The organism is Mesorhizobium sp. Root554 (assembly GCF_001427025.1).
Classification (GTDB): Bacteria; Pseudomonadota; Alphaproteobacteria; order Rhizobiales; family Rhizobiaceae; genus Mesorhizobium.
Genome location: NZ_LMGA01000001.1, coordinates 2086291 through 2104615, shown reverse-complemented (window position 1 = coordinate 2104615; position 18325 = coordinate 2086291). Strand labels below are relative to the sequence as shown.

General features: G+C 65.2%; 21 protein-coding genes. All 21 read right to left on the bottom strand.

Features of this window, described 5'->3' with window-relative positions:
• Positions 1–54 precede the first annotated feature (54 nt).
• On the bottom strand, positions 55–699 hold the full coding sequence (locus ASD44_RS10265; protein WP_056111288.1) for a transglycosylase SLT domain-containing protein: 645 nt from the start codon (positions 697–699) through the stop codon (positions 55–57).
• The gene (locus tag ASD44_RS10260) at positions 629–1924 is read right to left on the bottom strand and encodes a flagellar hook-length control protein FliK (RefSeq protein WP_056206786.1); all 1296 of its coding nucleotides are present in this window, start codon (positions 1922–1924) and stop codon (positions 629–631) included. Before ASD44_RS10260 ends, ASD44_RS10265 begins: the two co-directional genes overlap by 71 nt.
• Complete coding sequence (locus ASD44_RS10255) at positions 1921–3309, bottom strand: hypothetical protein (protein ID WP_056111282.1); 1389 nt, start codon at positions 3307–3309, stop codon at positions 1921–1923. Before ASD44_RS10255 ends, ASD44_RS10260 begins: the two co-directional genes overlap by 4 nt.
• Positions 3306–4574 (bottom strand): MotB family protein, encoded by a 1269-nt coding sequence (locus ASD44_RS10250; RefSeq protein ID WP_056111278.1) that lies wholly within the window; start codon positions 4572–4574, stop codon positions 3306–3308. The genes ASD44_RS10255 and ASD44_RS10250 overlap by 4 nt, the downstream gene beginning before the upstream one ends.
• Positions 4571–5188, bottom strand: a complete 618-nt coding sequence (locus tag ASD44_RS10245) for a hypothetical protein (protein WP_056115866.1) — start codon at positions 5186–5188, stop codon at positions 4571–4573. Before ASD44_RS10245 ends, ASD44_RS10250 begins: the two co-directional genes overlap by 4 nt.
• The gene (fliF, locus tag ASD44_RS10240; RefSeq protein WP_056111275.1) at positions 5188–6834 is read right to left on the bottom strand and encodes a flagellar basal-body MS-ring/collar protein FliF; all 1647 of its coding nucleotides are present in this window, start codon (positions 6832–6834) and stop codon (positions 5188–5190) included. The genes ASD44_RS10245 and fliF overlap by 1 nt, the downstream gene beginning before the upstream one ends.
• A 120-nt stretch (positions 6835–6954) precedes the next feature.
• Positions 6955–7878, bottom strand: coding sequence for a flagellin (locus ASD44_RS10235; protein WP_056111272.1), 924 nt, complete (start codon positions 7876–7878; stop codon positions 6955–6957).
• Positions 7879–8073: 195 nt separating this feature from the next.
• Entirely contained in the window at positions 8074–8997 is a 924-nt protein-coding gene (locus ASD44_RS10230; RefSeq protein WP_056111269.1) for a flagellin, read from the bottom strand.
• 231 nt (positions 8998–9228) lie between these two features.
• The gene (gene fliP, locus ASD44_RS10225) at positions 9229–9960 is read right to left on the bottom strand and encodes a flagellar type III secretion system pore protein FliP (protein WP_056111266.1); all 732 of its coding nucleotides are present in this window, start codon (positions 9958–9960) and stop codon (positions 9229–9231) included.
• Positions 9957–10460, bottom strand: a complete 504-nt coding sequence (locus ASD44_RS10220) for a flagellar basal body-associated FliL family protein (protein ID WP_056111264.1) — start codon at positions 10458–10460, stop codon at positions 9957–9959. The genes fliP and ASD44_RS10220 overlap by 4 nt, the downstream gene beginning before the upstream one ends.
• A gap of 17 nt (positions 10461–10477) precedes the next feature.
• The gene (flgH, locus tag ASD44_RS10215) at positions 10478–11182 is read right to left on the bottom strand and encodes a flagellar basal body L-ring protein FlgH (RefSeq protein WP_056111260.1); all 705 of its coding nucleotides are present in this window, start codon (positions 11180–11182) and stop codon (positions 10478–10480) included.
• Complete coding sequence (locus ASD44_RS10210; protein WP_200946412.1) at positions 11179–11787, bottom strand: MotE family protein; 609 nt, start codon at positions 11785–11787, stop codon at positions 11179–11181. Before ASD44_RS10210 ends, flgH begins: the two co-directional genes overlap by 4 nt.
• A 9-nt stretch (positions 11788–11796) precedes the next feature.
• Entirely contained in the window at positions 11797–13038 is a 1242-nt protein-coding gene (locus ASD44_RS10205; protein WP_056111253.1) for a flagellar basal body P-ring protein FlgI, read from the bottom strand.
• Positions 13035–13508: a flagellar basal body P-ring formation chaperone FlgA gene (gene flgA / locus ASD44_RS10200; protein WP_056115863.1), complete on the bottom strand. Its 474-nt coding sequence runs from the start codon at positions 13506–13508 to the stop codon at positions 13035–13037. Before flgA ends, ASD44_RS10205 begins: the two co-directional genes overlap by 4 nt.
• A 5-nt stretch (positions 13509–13513) precedes the next feature.
• A complete protein-coding gene (gene flgG / locus ASD44_RS10195; RefSeq protein WP_056111250.1) occupies positions 13514–14302 on the bottom strand; it encodes a flagellar basal-body rod protein FlgG in 789 nt (262 codons plus the stop codon).
• A 10-nt stretch (positions 14303–14312) separates the two neighbouring features.
• Positions 14313–14636, bottom strand: coding sequence for a flagellar hook-basal body complex protein FliE (locus ASD44_RS10190; RefSeq protein WP_056111247.1), 324 nt, complete (start codon positions 14634–14636; stop codon positions 14313–14315).
• Complete coding sequence (gene flgC / locus ASD44_RS10185; protein WP_056111245.1) at positions 14636–15052, bottom strand: flagellar basal body rod protein FlgC; 417 nt, start codon at positions 15050–15052, stop codon at positions 14636–14638. Before flgC ends, ASD44_RS10190 begins: the two co-directional genes overlap by 1 nt.
• The gene (flgB, locus tag ASD44_RS10180) at positions 15052–15429 is read right to left on the bottom strand and encodes a flagellar basal body rod protein FlgB (RefSeq protein WP_056111242.1); all 378 of its coding nucleotides are present in this window, start codon (positions 15427–15429) and stop codon (positions 15052–15054) included. The genes flgC and flgB overlap by 1 nt, the downstream gene beginning before the upstream one ends.
• Before the next feature lie 64 nt (positions 15430–15493).
• Positions 15494–16225: a hypothetical protein gene (locus ASD44_RS10175; RefSeq protein ID WP_056111239.1), complete on the bottom strand. Its 732-nt coding sequence runs from the start codon at positions 16223–16225 to the stop codon at positions 15494–15496.
• Complete coding sequence (gene fliI / locus ASD44_RS10170; RefSeq protein ID WP_156459913.1) at positions 16212–17570, bottom strand: flagellar protein export ATPase FliI; 1359 nt, start codon at positions 17568–17570, stop codon at positions 16212–16214. Before fliI ends, ASD44_RS10175 begins: the two co-directional genes overlap by 14 nt.
• Before the next feature lie 32 nt (positions 17571–17602).
• Entirely contained in the window at positions 17603–18325 is a 723-nt protein-coding gene (flgF, locus tag ASD44_RS10165) for a flagellar basal-body rod protein FlgF (protein ID WP_056111234.1), read from the bottom strand.

Sequence of the window (18325 nt, the reverse complement as noted above, 5' to 3'; positions counted from 1 at the left end):
CCATGGTTGCATCGGCCGAAAACGTGGCCAACAGGAGCGGGCCGCCGGGTTTTTTCAGGGGCTTCGAGGACCAGCGGCAACGCCGTTCCGCGGCGATTTCAATACAACCTGTGGATTGCAGAAACTGCGGGCGTTCGGCGTCCATTTCCCGAAGCCGACGGCGACCATGTTGGTGATGACGCGGCAGACATAGGTTTTTTGCGCCGGGTCGTTGTTGGGGCCGGCATGGTAGCGGGCGACCGCCATCGACCATGTTTCATGGCGCGCATGAAGGCTGACGAGGAAGCGCGCCGCATAGTCGACATTGCGGTGCGGGTCGAGCATGTCGGAGACGCTGGCGAATTCGCCGCCATGGTAGTGGTGGTTGATCTGCATGCAGCCGAGATCGATCAATTTCTTGCCGCTTTGCCGGGCCGTTTCGAAGGCCGCCAACGCGCCCGCGCGGCTGGCAGGAAAGACTGCTTTTCCTTCTATATTCAAAGCATTGGGCTGGAGGCTGCCCTTGTTTCCGGTCTCTGTCAGGCCGACGGCATAGAGAATGCCGGCCGGGATCCCGTAGCGATCCGCCGCCCGCAGGATTTCCGCCTCGCACGGGTTCGGCGCGGCCTTCGCCGCGACGATTGCGAGGCTAGATAAACAGATCGCCGCTGCCACGCTCGCGAACAGCCGGAGCGCTACGGGCGGCTTCCTGAGCGTCATGATTGCGGTTCCTTCCAGATTGTTGTCCGGCCGATCCCTCGCCGCGGCCGTCCGATCCGCCCGGCTGAAACGACGACTGATCGCGGCCGGCCGGGTTCATGGAGGCTGGACCGTCCGCGCGCGCGGCAGCGGTGACAGCTACCGAAGGTTGCAGGATTGTCACGCTGTCGATGTCGAACCCGAGACTGCGCAGCGACTTGGTGAGCGCTTCCGTATCGGCGGAAAGACGGCGATGCGCCTCGTGGGTTTCGGGCTTGATTTCGACCGAAAGTTGCTGGCCGGAGAGGCGCAGGCTGGCAATCACCGAACCCAGCTCGGCGGGGTGGAGCTCGATCTTCAACATGTGTGCCGGAACAGCAACGGTTTGGGTTTGCTGAAGCAGCGCCGCGTGGCTCGCGGGGGCCTGTCGCAAGCCGTTGTCCAGGGCCGTGACAAGAGCGGCGGCGGTGGTGCTGATCGGCTGCGGGGCAGGCGCGGGGAACGATTGCTGGCCCCTGACGGTGAAGTCCGCCGATGCCGCGTGTTTGTCAGCGGCGCTGCGCGGCTCCGGCGCGATTTTTCCTGAGATTGCCTCGCCGCCCAGCAACCCGGAAAGCCCTTGCCTTGTGCCGCTGGGCATTGTCTTGCCTTGTACATCAGCGGCGACAGTTTCATCCGGAGCCTGGCTGGTGTCGGGCAGGATTTGAGGCTGTACCGATTGCTCCGAATCCTGGCCGGCCACGCTGGTACGCAGATCGAGGGAGACCGGGTTTTCCTCAAGCGGCAACGTTGATGCCGCCGCCGATTGCGCCGAACGCGTCGCCGTGTCGTTGGCGGCCTTGCCCCGGCTGACCTGCTGGGCCTGGTTCGGCTGCGCCGGCAATGCGCCGAGCTGCTGCAGGGAAATCAGTTCGGGAAGTTTGTCACGCGGCTGCGGTTGTTCTTCGTGCGCGCAAGAGTCGTTGGCCTTCCGCGCCTCGGCTTCTTCGGCGATTGCCGCTTTCTTTCCGATCAGATGGATCACGGACAAGAGATCGGCATCCTCCGCCTGTTCGGCATCTGGCGGGCTCCCTGCCGCTTCGTGTTTTGCAAGTGCCGCCTTCTTGCCGTCCCCCGTGGGTTTCGCCTTGGTTGACAGCAACTCGGCAAAGCCGCCGCCGGGCTGCGGATCCTTCTCGGCGCCCGGTTCCGCGCCGTCACGGGTGAAGGCGGTCGCGGGGAAGGTCTGGCCGACGCTCATGGTCATTGAGGCGATGCTCCGAGCAACTGGTCGATGGCGTTCAGTCGGCGTTTCGTATCGGCGATCGCCTTGTCGGTCTCATCGACCAGAGCGGCCGCCTGTGGCTTCGGCAGTCCGGCGGCAAGCCGCGGGGCGGCTACCGGCTGCGGCAGTGCCGGGGGTTCGGCAGCCACGACGGTTTCAGCACCGGCTGCCGGGCGTTCGGACGCTATGCCTTCGACCGGCGGCAGATCAGAAGTGTCCCCGTCCGGCTCCACGGCTTTTTCCGCCACGGCTTTCCCGTCGGGCGCGGCAATGGCAATGGGTGGCTTGGGTGTCACGGCAAGATGCGGTTCCACCGCCGCTTTTGCCGGCGCCGTCACGATCTCATGGGTGACCGCGCGGGCCGCGTCGAACAGGTCGCGATCGCTTTGGGAAAGCTGGCTGCGGTCGATCCGGCCCAGCTTTTCGCGCAGCTCGGCCACTGATGCGGATGTCATTGAGGAAAGGCTGGCGTAAAGCAGCGCCCTCGGGTCGTCTTCATTGTCCTTGCCGTTACGGCCTTCCTCGGCCTTGCTTGCGGCGAAGGCGGACAGGTCGTTGAGGCCGTCTATGGCGGCGCGTCGCGCGATGCGCAGGTAGATCACTTTCTCCCGCTCAGGGTCCATCATCGAGACGATGTCGGCCAGCTTGTCCTGGCTGACCGCCATGTGCAGCGCGATCACCCCGGAAGCAAATGAATCCGCGAACTGGCTGGCATAGGGCGAATGGAGGAAGCGTTCGACATATTGCGTCGAGGCCAGCACGAAACGGGCCGCATCGCCTTCGGCAACGGCAATCCCGACCGAGCGGCGCAGCGCCGCTTCCTCGACAAGTGTTCCGGGACTGAGCAGGCGCGCCTGATCCAGAAGCGTCAGCGCTTCCTTCGGCTTTTCCAACGCCAGAAGCGATCCCTTGACCAGCGCGACGAAGGCGCCGAGGTCGGGCGATAGCCGCATCGGGTCCATCGGTTCAAGCAGCTTGATCGCTTCCGCCGGGCGGCCGCCGAGGTAGGCGACGATTCCGGCGGCGATATCCTTGTTCACCGCGTCGAGTTCGATGCGCGCCGTCGCGGCGCCGACCGTCGACGGGTTACCCCCGCTCATGCCGTAGACCAGCAAGGCGCGGAAATTCTTCGGATCGGCAAAATCCTGCGGACTGGCGCTGCGCATCCGGGCATCGATCAGTTCGAGGAGCTTGCCCTGCATCGGCAACGCCGCATGGTCGCCGGCGGCGATCTTGTCCTGAACCAGTTGCAGGGAGCGGACCAGCTGATAGGGCTGCAGCGGCTCGGCCGCATGGGAGGCCGTCGCAAGGCCGGCACCGCCAAGCGCGATGCCGATAGTGGCGCAGAGCCTGACCGCGCGTCTCATCCGCCGGTTTCCAGCAGGATTTCGATGCGCCGGTTGACGGCGGACATCGGGTCGGCCTTGTCTTTCGGCAGGCGGTCGGCGAACCCGGCCACTTCGCGAATGCGCTTTTCGTCAACGCCGCCGCGTACCAGCATGTAATAGGCCGAGTGCGCGCGCGCCGTCGAAAGCCGCCAATTGTCGTATGTGGCGCTGCGGAACGGCCGTGCGTCGGTGTGGCCCTGGACGGACACCACACCCTTCTGGCCATTGATGATCTTGCCGATCTTTTCCATCGCCAGGACAAGCTCACGGCGCGGCACGGCGGAACCGATCTCGAACATGCCGAAATCGAACTGGTCGGTGATGGAGATGACGACGCCCTTGTCGGTCGCCTCGACGGAAACGCCGTCATGCATCTTGTCGCCGGGCTTGAAGGCTTCGGCCAGTTGCTGCTTTACCTGTTCGGCGGCTTTCAGGGCATCCGGGGCAGGGGCCTTTTCCGCAGGGCTTTCGACAGGCTTGTCGTTTGTGGCCGCTGCTTGCACCGCGGTCTTGTCCTGCCCTTCGGCTGTTGCGGATGCGGCTGGCGGCGGCGATGCCTTGACCCGGGGCGTTGCTTCTTTCGCTTCCTCGTCGCCTGGCTTCAGCGGGTCTCCCTCGATCCGCGTCCGCTGGGCGCTGGCTTCGGCGCCGGGCGCGGTCGCCTGCTGCGACCAGAAATCCGGCGAGAAGGGATCCCGGTACGATTCTCCGCCTTGCGCCCCGCTGGAGGGTCCGGCGGTCTGCGCGCCGCCTTCGCCCTTCTGGCTGACGTTCTGCATCACGCCGGTGTCGGTGGCGATCTCGGACAGCACGGCATAGGGGTCGGCGAAAAGGTGCTCGTCGGAGTTCTGCGTTTCCTGGGACGATTTCGTCTCTTTGTTCTGCTCAAGCGTTGTGCCGGGATTACCGTTGCCGTTCTGGCCGGACCGTTCGGCGTTTTCCTGCGGCGAATCCGCGGTCAGGCCCACTTCGGCGGGACCGTCACCCAGATCCTCCAGGCCCTTTCGGCTGGCGTTACGGTCAATCAGCTTGATCGGGTTGAAGTAGCTGGCAACGGACGCTTTCGTCTGTTCATTCGCTGCATTGATCAGCCACATGACCAGAAAGAAGCACATCATCGCCGTCATGAAGTCGGCGAAGGCGATTTTCCACACGCCGCCATGATGGCCCTCATCATGATCGTCGTGGTTGCGGCGTACGATGATGATTTCGTGCCTGGGTTCGCTGCCGTTGATAACACTCATTGCAGCACCTCCGCGAGCGCAGCGGACCATTCGGCCATGCGGGTTTCGAAGACGGTGTCGTCGACGAGCAGGGAAAGATCGAAGCCGGGCGCTTCCGTGAAATGAAGGTTGTCGGCGCGCGCGCCGAGCGCGGTCTTGAGCGGCTCGAACAGCGCCAGCGGCCCACGGATTTCGATGCGCGACGCCTCGGCATCGGCCGTCGCCGCGCGCACGGCCTGAGCCAGCGCCGCCAGCGACCGTTTCTGCAGATCGTCGCTCAAGATGCCGCCGATCATGCGGGCAACGGAGTCACTCACCAGGCGCGTGACGCGCTCCTCCATGTCACCGACGCGATCAGCGACGGTGGTGCCGACATCGGCGCCCAGTGTCTCGAGAAACGCCCTTGCTTCCTCGGCATTGGCCTGCCGCTCCGCTTCCAGCTCGCTCTGGTGAGCCGCATTGAGGCGCGTTTCGAGCGCCTCTTCGGCGCGCGCGACGGCTTCGGCGATCAGGCGCGTGGTGTCCACCTGCTCGCTCGCCGCCGCTGCCGCATGGATCGGCGTCGGACTGGCTTCGGATCGCGAGGCGCGCGGCCCGAAATCCGGCAGCAGGTCGGAAAGCGCCGTTGACCGCATCAGCCTGCCGCTTCTGGCGCGGCGGCCCATTTGCGCAGGATCAGGGCGGTGCGTTCCTCGTTCAGGTCGACCATGCGGGCGAGCCGGTCCTGCGGGGCAGGCCGCAGCTTCTGGCGCAAGTCGTCAAGCGGCGTCGCGGCGCTTGGCGAGGCGCCGGTCAGCGCCGCGGGAGATGCGTCGGAAATCGCCGCCGTCTGGTCGGGGGTGGGCAACGAACGCTGCACTTCGTCGAAGCTCGGTCCGGCGATGGCAGGCCTTGCCGTCAGCGCGCTCGCCATCGGGCGAAGACCGAAGAAGGCGACCAGGAAAACCACGACGATGAAGGCGCCGGCATTGATGAGGCTGCCGGTGTAGCGGCCGAGCGATTCCAGCATGCCGGGCGCGGCAATTTCCTGGCCATCGAGGCCGTCGATGAACTCGACCGCCGACACGTCGATGATGTCGCCGCGCTTTTGGTCGAAGCCGGTGGCCGACGCCACCATCTTCTGGATGTCGGCGACGCGCGCCGCGATCTGGTCGGCGGGCGCATCCTTGCCAAGGATCGCCATCAGCCGCTGCTGGTTGACGACGACGGCGATCGACATCTTGTTGACGGAATAGCCGTTCGAAACGGTGGCGATCCGCTTGGAATTGATCTCGTAGTTGGTGATCTCTTCCTTGCGGTCGTTCTGCGAAGTCGATTGCGGGCCGTCCGTCGCGGTCGTCTGCGCTTCCGGCAGGTTCTGCTCCACGGTCGCCGGCGTCGACGCCTGCTTCTGGCTGTTGTTCTCGTTGGCGCGCACCGACTGCACCGAGCGTTCGACCCGCGAATTCGGATCGAAGATCGTTTCCTCGGTCTGACGGGTGTCCGTGTTGACGTCGGCCTTGACGCTGGCGCGGAAATTGTCCGGGCCGAGATAGGGCGACAGCGCGCGGCGGATGTTGTCCTCGATCTGCGCCTCGACCGTCTGTTCGATGCCGAGCGATCGCGCCGCGCTGGAGTTCGACGGGTCGTCGCCGGCGGCGAGCAGATTGCCGGCCGAATCCAGCACCGTCACCTTGTCGGCGGAAAGCGCCGGCACGGCGGCGGCGACGAGATGGCGGATGGACATGGCTGTCTTGTCGGCATTCATGCCGGCGAAGCGGATGACGACGGAGGCGGAAGGCTGCTGCTCGTCGCGCCGGAAGGAAGCGCGCTCGGACATGACGATATGGACGCGCGCGGCCTTGACGCCTGCAAGCGATTGAATGGTGCGGGCGATCTCGCCCTCCAGGGCCCGCACGCGGGTGATCTGCTGCATGAAGGAGGTCAGGCCGAGCGACCCGACATTGTCGAACAGCTCGTAGCCGGCGTTGGCGCTGGTCGGCAGCCCCTTTTCCGCCAGAAGCATCCGCGCCTGGGCGGTGTTGCCGGCAGCCACCAGGACGCTGGTGCCATCCGAGCCCACGTCGAAGCTGATGCCGGCCTCGCCCAGCACCATGCCGATCTGGTTTACATCGGATCGTTCCAGCCCGACGTAAAGCGTCTCGTAAGCTGGGCGGTTGAGATAGACCGAGCCGACGCCGATTACGACGAGGACCAGGGTCAGGATGCCGGCAAGGATCATCAGGCGGCGGGCGCCGAAACTCTGAAGATTGCTGACGATGCTTTGAATCTGTTTCGGCACGGATCGACGGCTCCCGCATGATTGGCCGTCGCGAGACTAGACGCCGAAGCTTGTGCGAAAATGAAATCGGGCCGCGATGAGACGCGGCCCGATGAAATTATGGAAAGTGTTGGCCGGCGGTCAGCCCTTGAAGAGCGAAAGGATCGACTGCGAGTTGCCATTGGCGATGGCCAGCGACTGGATGCCGAGCTGCTGCTGGACCTGAAGGGCCTGCAGGCGGGTCGATTCCTTGTTCATGTCGGCATCGACGAGCTGGCCGACGCCGCGCTCGATGGAGTCCATCAGCTTGCCGACGAAATCCTTCTGCAGGTCGATCCGGGCCTTGCCGGCGCCGAGTTCGGAGGCCGCCGTGGTCATCGCCGCCAGCGTCGCTTCCACATCGGTCAGCAGGTTGTCGAATTTTAGATCGTCGGTCGCCCCGGTCGCGCCGGTGAGCGTCTCGACATCGAGGTTCAGCAGCGACCGCGTCGAAGCAGTGCCGGCCTTGTCGAGAATGCCGGCGCTGGCGGCGTTGCTGTCGATCAGACGGATGTTGGCATAATCGATGTCGATGGAGCCGGTGACAACCGCGCCGGTGGCGTCGCGATTGTAGGAGGAGATGATGTTCAGCGTCGTGTCGGTGGAAGTCGAGTCGGTTTCTAGCAGGTTCGAGCCGGCATAGCTGGCACCGCCGATCGTGTCCTTCAACTGGTCCTGATAGGTCTTGATCTCGCTCTGGATCTTGGCGCGGTCCGCCGGGCTGGAGGTCTTGGCCAGCAGGACCTTCTGTTTGATCTGGTCGACGACCTCGATGGCGCTGTTCATGGCGGTGTAGGCGGTATCGACCTTGCCGGCGCCAAGGCCGAGCGCGTCCTGGACGACGGAATTGGCCTTGTTGTCGGAGCGCATGGTGGTGGCGATCGACCAGTATGCGGCATTGTCACTGGCGGTGGCGACACGGTAGCCGGTCGAGATGCGGCCCTGGGTGATGTCGAGCTGCTTGTTGGTTTCGTTCAAGCTCTGCAATGCCGTCATTGCAGATGCGTTTGTCATGATGCTCGCCACAGGTGTCGCCCCTTCTTGACTGTCCTCGGGCTGCGCGCCGGCATGCCGTTGGAGACGATCGGTTAACCATGATTAGGAGTTCATGGTTAACATCAGATTAAGGGGGAGCCGTTTGTACTCTAGGCAAACGGAAAGGCCGCGCCTCCGGAGAGGCGCGGCCTTGTTCGGTGACTGTCGGTCAGCCGAGGATTGCTGTTAGCGGAAGAGCGACAGGATCTGCTGCGAATTGCCGTTGGCGATCGACAGCGACTGGATGCCGAGCTGCTGCTGGACCTGGAGGGCCTGCAGACGGGTCGATTCCTTGTTCATGTCGGCGTCAACGAGCTGGCCGACGCCGCGCTCGATGGAGTCGCTGAGCTTGGAAACGAAGTCCTTCTGCAGATCGACGCGGGCCTTGGCGGCGCCGAGCGAGGCAGCGCCGGTCGCCATCGACTTCAAACCGGCTTCGATACCGGTCAGCATGTCGTCGAAGTCGGCCGAATCCAGCGTCGCGCCGGTTACGTTGAGGTTGAGGATCGTCGCAGTGGCTGCGCCGGCGCCGGTCGTGGTGAACTCGGTATCGAGGATGCCGGCGTTCGCGCCGCCCGAATCGATGAGACGGGTATCGGCATAGTCGACGTCGATCGTGCCGGTGGTGACCGCGCCGGTCGAGTCGCGATTGTAGGACGTCATGACCGTAAGTTTGGTGTCGGTCGTCGACGTCGAGTCCGTCTGCAAGAGGTTCGAGCCGGCGTAGTTGGCGCCGCCGATGTTGTCGGTCAGCTGCGCCTGGAGCGACGTGATTTCGGACTGGATCTTGGCGCGGTCGTCGGCGCTGGAGGTCTTGGCGAGCAGAACCTTCTGCTTGATCTGGTCGACGACCTCGATCGAGCTGTTCATCGCGGTGTAGGCGGTGTCGATCTTGGCGGCGCCGAGGCCGAGCGCGTCCTGCAGGACGGAGTTTGCCTTGTTGTCCGAACGCATGGTGGTGGCGATCGACCAGTAAGCGGCGTTGTCGCTGGCGCTGGAAACACGATAGCCAGTCGAAATGCGGGCCTGGGTGGTTTCGAGCGCTTTGTTGGTGGAGTTCAGGCTCTGCAGCGCGGTGAGCGCCGAGGCATTGGTCATGATGCTAGCCATGGATACACGTACCCTTTTACACACAAAATTTTGGGGGACATACCGGGCTGACCGGTATGACGGTACGGCATCATGCCAATGATCTTCTAAACCCGATCACCCGCCATCGAGTGGGGACTATGCCCGCCACTTCCTACCAAACAGATAAGGCGGACGGTTAACCGGAAATTTTTGCTCAAAATTTGGGCGGGGGGCGCTGGACCGCACGCGCGGCCGGGCTGGAAATCCGTGTCAGGTAAAGGAGCGCACCAGGCTCCCGACCAGCAGGTTCCAGCCGTCGATCAACACGAAGAACATGATCTTGAACGGCAGGGAAAGCACCGTTGGTGGCAGCATCATCATGCCCATGGCCATGGTGATGGTGGCGACGATCAGGTCGATGACGAGGAAGGGCAACACGATCAGGAAACCGATCTCGAAGCCGCGGCGGATTTCAGAGATCATGAAGGCGGGGACGAGGATGCGGAGGTCGACCGTCTCGCGCGAAACGGTCTGGCCCCGCTCGCGCGCCAGATCGGCGAACAGGTCGAAATCCTTGTCGCGCACGTTCTGCAGCATGAAGCCGCGGAACGGCTCGGAAATCCGCTCGAACGCCTGCGTCTGGGTGATCTGGTTGTCCATCAGCGGCTTCACGCCATTGTTCCAGGCCTGATCGAAGGTCGGCGCCATGACATAGAAGGTCATGAACAGCGACAGCGAGATCAGGATGAGGTTGGCGGGCGTGGATTGCAGGCCGATGCCGGCGCGCAAAATCGAAAAGGCGATGATGAAGCGGGTGAAGCTGGTCACCATGATGAGCAGGCCCGGCGCGACCGACAGCACGCTGATGAGCCCGAACATCTGGATGATGTAGGCGACGGTCGTGCCATTGGCCTGGGCGATGCCGCCGAGGTCGATCTGCTGCGCCGAAGCCGTCGAAACGGCGAGGGCGGCCATGGCGAGGGCGAGAAGGAAGCGTTTCATTCGAACAGCAGCGTCCTGATAAGCACGTCCTTCACATGGCCCTGGCTGCGGATCGAAGCCCGCTCCTGCAGGTCGGCCTTGAGGTGCTGATAGCCGCTGGCGCCTTCGACCTGGTGCATCTTGACGGTGCGCAGGAAGGCCAGCAGGTCCTGGTGGATGGCTTCGACCAGTTCGGGCGGCTGCGGCGCGTCCAGAACCAGCGAGGCATCGAGGCGCACCCAGATTTCAGCCGGCGCGGCGAGATTGGTGGTGAGGGGCGCGAGCTCCACCAGGACCAAGGCTCCCGGTGCGTTCGAAGCGCCATGCGCCGGAGCAGCGCCGTCCTCAGCACCGCCGGCGTGCGCCGCCCTGGGTGGGGCGGGGTTCTCCGAATTTTTCAGGTATGCCCCGGACAGCCAGCCGACAGCCAGCGCCGCGACCGTGAGGCCTGCGAACAGGCCAAGCTGAAGAACAAGGGAGGTCCCCTTCGGCGCTTCGGCGGTCTGCTCGACATTGGCCATGATCTGCTTTCCCCGGCCTAGAAAGGCAGAACCTGATCGAGGATCTGCTGGCCATAAGGCGGCTGCTGGACCTCGGTCAGGCGGCCACGGCCGCCGTAGGAAATGCGGGCTTCGGCGATGCGTTCGTAGGAGATGGTGTTCTGGCCGCCAATGTCGGACGGCCGCACGATGCCGGCGATGGTCAGCACCCTGAGTTCGGCATTGACCCGGACTTCCTGGGAACCCTTGATCATCAGGTTGCCGTTCGGCAACACGTCGGTGACGACGGCGGCCACGTTCAAGTCGATCGATTCCGAACGCTCGGTGGCGCCGGCGCCGGCCGTCGATGTCTTGGAGCCGACGCCGGCATCGAGGGCGCCGCCGGTGCCGACGCCTTCCCATTCGGCGTCGAGCGAACCGGTCAGCGTGCGGTTGGTGGTGCGGCTGCGGTCGGACTCGTTCTTGAAGCGGGCGCGGTCGTTGATCCGGATCTTGACCGTCAATATGTCGCCGGTCTGGAGGGCGCGGGGGTCGGTGAACAGACGGCTCTGCTTGTCGTCCCACAGGGAAAAGCGCTTCACCGGCGCAGCCGGCGTTTCCGGGTAGCGATAAACCGAGGTGCTGCCGTTCTCGATGCCGGAGCCGACGGGCGACAGGGACGGCTCGCGGCCGATCTCCTTCAGATTGGTGCCGCAGCCGGAAAGCGTTGCCACGGCCAGGAGGATGGCTGTTCTTCGGATCATGTCGGGTCCACCCTGCGGGCCGCGCTCGCCATGATGCCGGTGAGCATGGCGGCTGCCTTCTGGTCCATTTCGTTGAGGATGACGCCTGCCTTGCGCGAATCCAGCTTCATCAGGATCGCCGCGGCAAGGTCGGCATGGACGATGGCCAGCCGTTCGGCGGCGGCGTCAGGTTTCATGTCTGCGTAGATCTTGACGACGCCGTCCTCGGCGCGGGCGAGGAACACCTCGCGGCGCTTGAGCCATTGCTCGTATTCAGCGCGCTTTTCCTCCAGCGCCTTGATGCGATTGTCGACATCGCTCTGGAGCTGCTTCAACTCGGCGGTCTGCAAGGCGTAGCGGCGGTCGCGGGCGGCGTCGGCGATGTTGGAGCAGAAGCGCTGGATTTCGCTCTCCTCGCCGGTGGAACCGGTGATGCCGGTGGGCGAAGGCGCTGCCTCGCGCGCCAGCGTCTGCTGCTCGGGCACAGCCGGCGCACCAGGCAGGACCTGGCGCACGCTCTCGGTGCGGGCGGGTCCGATGCCGGCGATGACAGCCGCCAGCGCACAGGCCGCGAGCAGGCGCGGGTGGCGGCTACGGTTGTGGTGGGGGAAGGCGGGATGCAGCATCGTCAGAACCTATTGGAGAACCAGATCAGCCTGCAGGGCGCCGGCCGATTTGATGCCTTGCAGGATTGCGATGATGCCGTCCGGCTTGACGCCGAGCCGGTTCAGCCCCGAGACGAGCGTTTCGAGATTGGGTCCGTCGAGCACGGCGACCCGCGCGTCGGGCTGGGTCGCATCGATGGCGGTGAAGGGTTCGACAGCGGTTTCGCCGCGCGAGAACGGCTCCGGCTGGACGACGCGCGGCGCTTCGGTGATGCGGACCGTCAGCGCGCCGTGGCTGATGGCGACGCGGGAAATCCTGACCTGGTTGCCGATGACGATGGTGCCGGTGCGCTCGTCGATGACGACCTTGGCCGGCGTGTCGGACTCGACCACGAGGTTTTCGATCTCGGCGTAGAAGCGCGCGGCGGCGATGTTCTTCGGTTTCTTGATGGAGACCGTGCGGGCGTCCCGTTCGGCCGCGACGCGCGCGCCGAAACGCTGGCGCGTATAGTCGTTGATGGCGTCGGCGATACGGACCGCCGTGGAGAAATCCGGGTTGCGCAGTTGCAGGGTCAAAACCGACTGGTCGCCGAACTCGGCATCCACAGACCGCTCGACGATGGCGCCGTTCGGAACCCGGCCCGAGGTGGGCACGCCTTGCGTCAATTGCTCGGCCTGGCCCTGGGCGCTGAATCCGGAGACGATGACCGAACCCTGGCCAACGGCGTAGATCTCGCCATCCGCCGCCTTGAGCGGCGTCATGATGAGCGTGCCGCCCTGCAGCGAGGTGGCATCGCCCATGGACGAGACGTTGATGTCGATGCGCGCGCCCGACTGCACGAAGGGCGGCATGTTGGCGGTGACGATGACCGCCGCCACATTCTTGGCGCGCGCGCTGCCGCCTTCGGTGGCGATGCCGAGGTTTTCGAGCATGGCGCGGATCGACTGCTCGGTGAAGGGAGAATTCCGCAGGCTGTCGCCGGAGCCCTGGAGGCCGATCACCAGGCCGTAGCCGACAAGCTGGTTGTCGCGGGCGCTCTGGAGCTGGGCGATGTCCTTGATGCGGGATGCGACCTGTCCGGGCGGCAGCGAGGACGGGCCCGACGACACCTGGAACATGCGCGCCGATGTCTTGGGGTCGTAGTCGGGCTCGTTGAAGGCGCCGCCGTCACGCGTCGCCAGCTCGCGCTTGGCCTTGGCCGTCAGGCCATCGGCCCATGCAGGCTGTATAAGCAGCGTCGCGATGAGGGCGAGCGACAGGCCAAGCCTCATGATGCACCGACCCTGATGGTGCCGTCGGCCATGACGGTGCCGGAAAAGATCTTGCCGCTGTCGACATTGCGGACCTTGACCAGATCGCCCGCGGCTCCCGGCTGCAGCGTCACGGCGCTGGCCGAGATGGTCAATGCGCCGGCGACGAACGTCACCTGCACCGGGGCGCCCTGTTCGACCAGCCAGGCCTCGCGCAGCGCATTCGCCGGAATATAGCGGCCGGGCAGCAGCGTGCGCTTGGCGATCTTGCCGTCGAGTTCCTGCGCGGTCGTCGCCACGGCGTCCGGCTTGTGGCGGCCGGGCTGCAGGGTCACTTCCTTCAATGCGGCGAGCGCGATGGTCTCGCCCGGATAGATGACGCGGCTGGGGATGAGCACGATCTCCTCGGCAAACGCCTGGACGCCGCCGCAGGCGACAGCGGCGGCGAGAGCCAGGCCCCGTAAAAAGGCGCGGAGAGCGTGCGCGGCCATCGTCGTCACCTGATATTCTTGGAGACGACGGCGGCCATCTCGTCGGCGGCCTGGATGACCTTGGAGTTCATCTCATAGGCGCGCTGGGCCGAGATCAGCTCGGTGATTTCCTTGACCGGATCGACGTTGGAATTTTCCAGATAGCCCTGTTCGATGGTGGCGTAGCCCGGATCGCCCGGCACGCCGACATTGGCGGGCCCCGACGCGGTGGTTTCCTGGAAGAGATTGTCGCCGAGCGGCGCGAGGCCGGCCTCGTTGGCGAAGGTGGCAAGGGTGAGCTGGCCGAGCTGCTGCAGATCGGCCTGTCCGTCGATGCGCGCGAACACCTGCCCGGTCTTGTTGACGATCACCTCCACCGCATCGGCCGGAACCGTGATGGCGGGAACGACGCTGGCGCCGTCAACGGTGACGAGCTGGCCGGTGGCGTTGGTGTTGAAGGCGCCGGCGCGCGTGTAGAGCGTGCCGCCGTCGGCGGACTCGATCTGGAACCAGCCCTTGCCGGTCAGCGCCATGTCGAAGGCGTTGCCGGTGCTGGTCAGGCCGCCCTGGATGTGGACGTTGCGCACGGCGGAAGTCTTGACGCCGAGGCCGATCGACACGCCTTCCGGCACGATCGAGGCGTTCGAGCGGTTCGGCACGCCCTGCGTCCGGTCGACCTGATAGAGCAGGTCGGAGAATTCGGCGCGGGCGCGCTTGTAGCCGGTGGTGTTGATGTTGGCGATGTTGTTGGCGATGACTTCCAGGTTCGTCTGCTGGGCGTTCATGCCGGTGGCGGCGATGGTGAGTGCTTTCACGGGACGTTCCTCAGATGCTCATGCGGCTGATGTCGAGATAGGCGCTGACGATCTTGTCGCGGATGGCGACGGCGGTCTGCAGCGCCTGCTGCGCGCTCATCACCGCGTCCGCGACCTGGCGGGTGTCGGCGTCGCCCTGCAGCGCCTTGATCGAAACCGCTTCGGCATTCTGCATTGTATCGACCGTTTTCGTGGCGGCTCTTTCAAGCGCCTCGGTGAAGGAGGCCGGCGTGACGCCGCCGGTGGCCGGCGCCGATGGCTGCAGCAGCCCTGTCGCGGCATCGGAGCCCCCAACTGAGGGCGTGAGCTGTATAGCGCCGAGGCCGCCGATCATTACTGGTTCCTCATCAGGTCGATGGTCATGGAGATCAGGTCGCGCGCCTGCTTGATGACCTGCAGATTGGCTTCGTAGGACCGGTTGGCCTCGGTCATGTCGGCCATCTCGATCAGCACGTTGACGTTCGGCATCTTGACGTAGCCGTTCTCGTCCGCCGCCTCGTTGCCGGGCTGGAATTCGACGGGGAACTGCGACGGGTCGCGGTCGATCGAACCGACCTCGACCAGCGAGCCGCCGGAGGCGCGGTCAAGTTCGGAGACGAAGCTGATGGTCTTGCGCCGGTACGGGTCCGAGCCCGCGGCGGTGCCGGTCGACTGCGCGTTGGCCATGTTTTCCGAAACGACGCGCAGCCGTTCCGATTGCGCTCCGAGGCCGGAGGCTGCGACCTTGAGGGCGGCTGACAACGCGTCCATCAGCTCTTCACCGCCATCATCATCATCGTGTGGAAAGCCTTGACGATGGCCGTGTTGAGTTCGAAGGAGCGGCGGACTTCACCGGACTTCACCAGTTCGTCTTCCAGCACCACCGTGTTCTTGGAGGGAAGGACGACACCGTCGTTCTCCTGCTGCTTGACTGCGAAGGCGGCGCTGTCGCCGCCGCCGAGATGACCCGCCTGCGTGGCGCGCAGCGAAACCAGCGACCGGTCCAGAACCTTTTCGAAAGGCTCGACGTCGGTCGCCGTGTAGCCCGGCGTGTTGGCGTTGGCGATGTTGCCAGCGATCGACGACTGGCGCACGGCCAGCCATTGCGACTGTCTGGAAGCAAGGTCAAAAAGGTTGACGGGTCCCATCACGATCTCCGGGCATCTTCGCGGAGACTAGTGCGCCAGTCTTGCGCGGGCCTTGCGCAGGACTCTAATTGGAAATCTCGACGACGCGGTCCTTGCTCGTCACCAGCACCCATTTGCCGTTGCGCTGCTCGATGGCCGTGACCTGGCTGGAATCGGGAAGCGTCGAGCCGCGCTGGACGATCCACAGGCCGGCATCGTCCTCGATCATGGCGCGGCCATTGGCGACGTGAACCAGCCGGTATTCGACCGGCGCGGCGGGGAAGGGCTGCTGGTCCGGTCCCGGCGGCTTGTCCTTCGCCTTGTCCCTGTCCGGCAGCGTGCCGGTGGAAAACAGGTCGACGTCGCCGGCCTTTTTCTCCGGCCCCCCCGTTGGCGCCATCTCGTTCCCGGCCGAGCGCTCAACGGCGACGCGGCCGGCATTGGCGCCACGGCCGCCGAACTTGATGCCCTGGACGCCGAACTGCTCCGGGTTGAAGAAGATGTACCACGGGAAGACCGCGCAGATCAGGCCGAGCGTCACGCCCAGCGCGGCGATCATCAGGTCGCTGCGCCGGCTCTCCTTCGCCTTCGAGTATGAGGTGAATTTCGGCGCGCTCGCGGCAAAAAGCTCGTCCAATGGATCTGAAATGCCGTCGCTCTTCCGCTTCCGGCGGAAAAGCCGCGGGGTTTTGAAGCTGAAACGCGACAATGACGACGCCAATGGCTTGCGCCGGGCCGGCACCGTTTCCTCGGCCTGCTTCTGCGCCAGCATCTCGCGCAGCATGCTTTCCGCGTCCTGGCGTTCACTCTCCTGCATCGGACGTCAGCCTCTTCAGATGCCTTGCAAGGTCGGAGAAGGGGTCGGCCGACGGCCTGTCCCTCGGGGTCTGGATGAGCGCCTCGTAGATCAGCGGCACCTGGCGCACCGCCATGTCCAGTTCGGGATCGGCGCCGCCCTGATAGGCGCCGAGCAGGCGGATATCGCGCGTGTCCTCGAAGCGGGCGATCATCGACTTGAGCCGCGTCACCAGCGTTTTCTGCTCTGGCGACCAGGCCTTGCCGGCAAGCCGCGAGATCGAGGACAGCGGGTTGACCGGCGGATAGCGGCCCTGCTCGGCAATGGCGCGGTCCAGCACCACATGGCCATCGAGGATGCCGCGCACGGAATCGGCGACCGGATCGTTGTGGTCGTCGCCGTCCACCAGCACCGAGATGATGGCGGTGATCGATCCGGTTCCTTCGGCGCCGGGACCGGCCCGCTCGAGCAGTTTCGGCAGATCGGTGAAGACCGATGCCGGATAGCCGCGCGCCACCGGCGGCTCGCCGGTGCCGGTTGCGACTTCGCGCAGCGCGTGGGCGAAGCGGGTGATGGAATCGAGGATCAGCAGGACGCGATGGCCCTGGTCGCGGAAATGCTCGGCGACGCGCATAGCCGTATCGGGCGCGCGGCGGCGCATCATGGCGCTTTCGTCGCTGGTGGCGACGACGGCGACCGTCTTCGCCATGGAATGCCCGATCGTGTCTTCGAGGAACTCGCGCACCTCGCGGCCGCGTTCGCCGATGAGCGCGACGACGACGGTGTCGAAGGCGTCGGCCCCGGCGAGCATCGCCAGCAGCGTCGACTTGCCGACGCCTGAGCCGGCGAAAACGCCCAGCCGCTGGCCGAAGCAGAGCGGCGTGAAAATGTCGATGACCCGCACGCCGGTCATGAAGGAGGTGCCGACGCGCTGGCGGGCGAGCGCGCCCGGCGTCTTGTCGTTGCCGGCGGCGATGCCCCGCGCGAGCGGCGCGCCGCCATCAATGGGCCGGCCAAGGGCGTCGATGGCGCGCCCGCGCCACGATCCATGCGGGCTGACCGAAAGCGGTCCGCGCCGGAACACCGCGTCGCCGATACCGGCGTCGGCGCTGCGCTCGAAGGGCGCGATGGTCACCTCGTCGCTGCTTATCTTGACGATCTCGCCGCGGCTGTTGCTGGTGTGGCCGCGATGTTCGACGAGGTCGCCCAGACGCGCCACGTCGGAAAGCCCACGAACCTTGTAGTGGGTGGCGCTTACCTCGTTGACCCGGCCGCCGCGCTTGAGAGCGGTTGCGTCATCGGAAAAACGCCGCCAGAGCTGCTCGAGCATTTCGAGCCGGCCGGGTTGCGCTGCGCCAAGCTCCATATCGCCGGCGCGGATCAGCGACTGTCCCTCGGTCACTTCGAACCGAGCGTCTTGATGGCTTCGGTGGTGGACGATTCATTTTGCCGGATCAGCGCCGCGACATTCTCGAAGGCGCGCTGCACCTGGATGAGCCGCGTCATCTCCAGCACCGGGTTGACGTTGGACTCTTCGACGAAGCCCTGCGCCACGCCGATATCGGCGCGGTCGGTTATCGGCTCCGGCTCGCGGGCGGGAACGACGCCGGAATTGCCGTAGCGGACGAAGTTCTCGCCGGGGTCGAAGGCGAACAGCCCCATGGCGCCGACAAGCTGGTCGCCCTGCCGCAGCGAACCGTCGGCGCCGGCCGTCGGCGTGCCGTTGCGCGGGTCGAGCTGGATCGGTGCGCCGCCGGCATCGAGGACGGGATAGCCCTCGATCGACATCAGCTCGCCATTCTCGTTCATGGAGAAGCGGCCGTCGCGCGTCATCACGGTCCCGACCGGCGTCTCGATGCCGAACCAGGCATCGCCCTGGATGGCAAAGTCGAAAGGATTGCCGGTTTCCGTCAGCGCGCCATGCCCGCCCGACAGGAAGGTGTCGCCGGAGGAGGCAAAGGAAACCGCCTTGGGACCAGAGCCGGAAACCATGTCCTCGAACTTGACGCCGGTGGCCCGGAAGCCGACCGTCGAAGCATTGGCGACATTGTCGGCGATGGTGTCCAGCCGGCGCTGGAGCGCGATCTGTGAGGAAAGAGCGACATAAAGACTGTCCTGCAT

Excerpts from the sequence above, each read along its gene's own strand:
- ASD44_RS10265 (WP_056111288.1), bottom strand. The coding sequence starts at position 699 with ATGACGCTCAGGAAGCCGCCCGTAGCGCTCCGGCTGTTCGCGAGCGTG.
- flgC (WP_056111245.1), bottom strand. The coding sequence starts at position 15,052 with ATGGACGCGTTGTCAGCCGCCCTCAAGGTCGCAGCCTCCGGCCTCGGA.
- flgB (WP_056111242.1), bottom strand. The coding sequence starts at position 15,429 with ATGGGACCCGTCAACCTTTTTGACCTTGCTTCCAGACAGTCGCAATGG.
- ASD44_RS10245 (WP_056115866.1), bottom strand. The coding sequence starts at position 5,188 with ATGCGGTCAACGGCGCTTTCCGACCTGCTGCCGGATTTCGGGCCGCGC.
- ASD44_RS10220 (WP_056111264.1), bottom strand. The coding sequence starts at position 10,460 with ATGGCCAATGTCGAGCAGACCGCCGAAGCGCCGAAGGGGACCTCCCTT.
- ASD44_RS10230 (WP_056111269.1), bottom strand. The coding sequence starts at position 8,997 with ATGGCTAGCATCATGACCAATGCCTCGGCGCTCACCGCGCTGCAGAGC.
- fliP (WP_056111266.1), bottom strand. The coding sequence starts at position 9,960 with ATGAAACGCTTCCTTCTCGCCCTCGCCATGGCCGCCCTCGCCGTTTCG.
- ASD44_RS10260 (WP_056206786.1), bottom strand. The coding sequence starts at position 1,924 with ATGACCATGAGCGTCGGCCAGACCTTCCCCGCGACCGCCTTCACCCGT.
- ASD44_RS10205 (WP_056111253.1), bottom strand. The coding sequence starts at position 13,038 with ATGAGGCTTGGCCTGTCGCTCGCCCTCATCGCGACGCTGCTTATACAG.
- flgF (WP_056111234.1), bottom strand. The coding sequence starts at position 18,325 with ATGCAGGACAGTCTTTATGTCGCTCTTTCCTCACAGATCGCGCTCCAG.
- fliI (WP_156459913.1), bottom strand. The coding sequence starts at position 17,570 with ATGGAGCTTGGCGCAGCGCAACCCGGCCGGCTCGAAATGCTCGAGCAG.
- ASD44_RS10190 (WP_056111247.1), bottom strand. The coding sequence starts at position 14,636 with ATGATCGGCGGCCTCGGCGCTATACAGCTCACGCCCTCAGTTGGGGGC.
- ASD44_RS10210 (WP_200946412.1), bottom strand. The coding sequence starts at position 11,787 with ATGCTGCATCCCGCCTTCCCCCACCACAACCGTAGCCGCCACCCGCGC.
- ASD44_RS10175 (WP_056111239.1), bottom strand. The coding sequence starts at position 16,225 with ATGCAGGAGAGTGAACGCCAGGACGCGGAAAGCATGCTGCGCGAGATG.
- ASD44_RS10255 (WP_056111282.1), bottom strand. The coding sequence starts at position 3,309 with ATGAGACGCGCGGTCAGGCTCTGCGCCACTATCGGCATCGCGCTTGGC.
- flgA (WP_056115863.1), bottom strand. The coding sequence starts at position 13,508 with ATGGCCGCGCACGCTCTCCGCGCCTTTTTACGGGGCCTGGCTCTCGCC.
- ASD44_RS10250 (WP_056111278.1), bottom strand. The coding sequence starts at position 4,574 with ATGAGTGTTATCAACGGCAGCGAACCCAGGCACGAAATCATCATCGTA.
- flgH (WP_056111260.1), bottom strand. The coding sequence starts at position 11,182 with ATGATCCGAAGAACAGCCATCCTCCTGGCCGTGGCAACGCTTTCCGGC.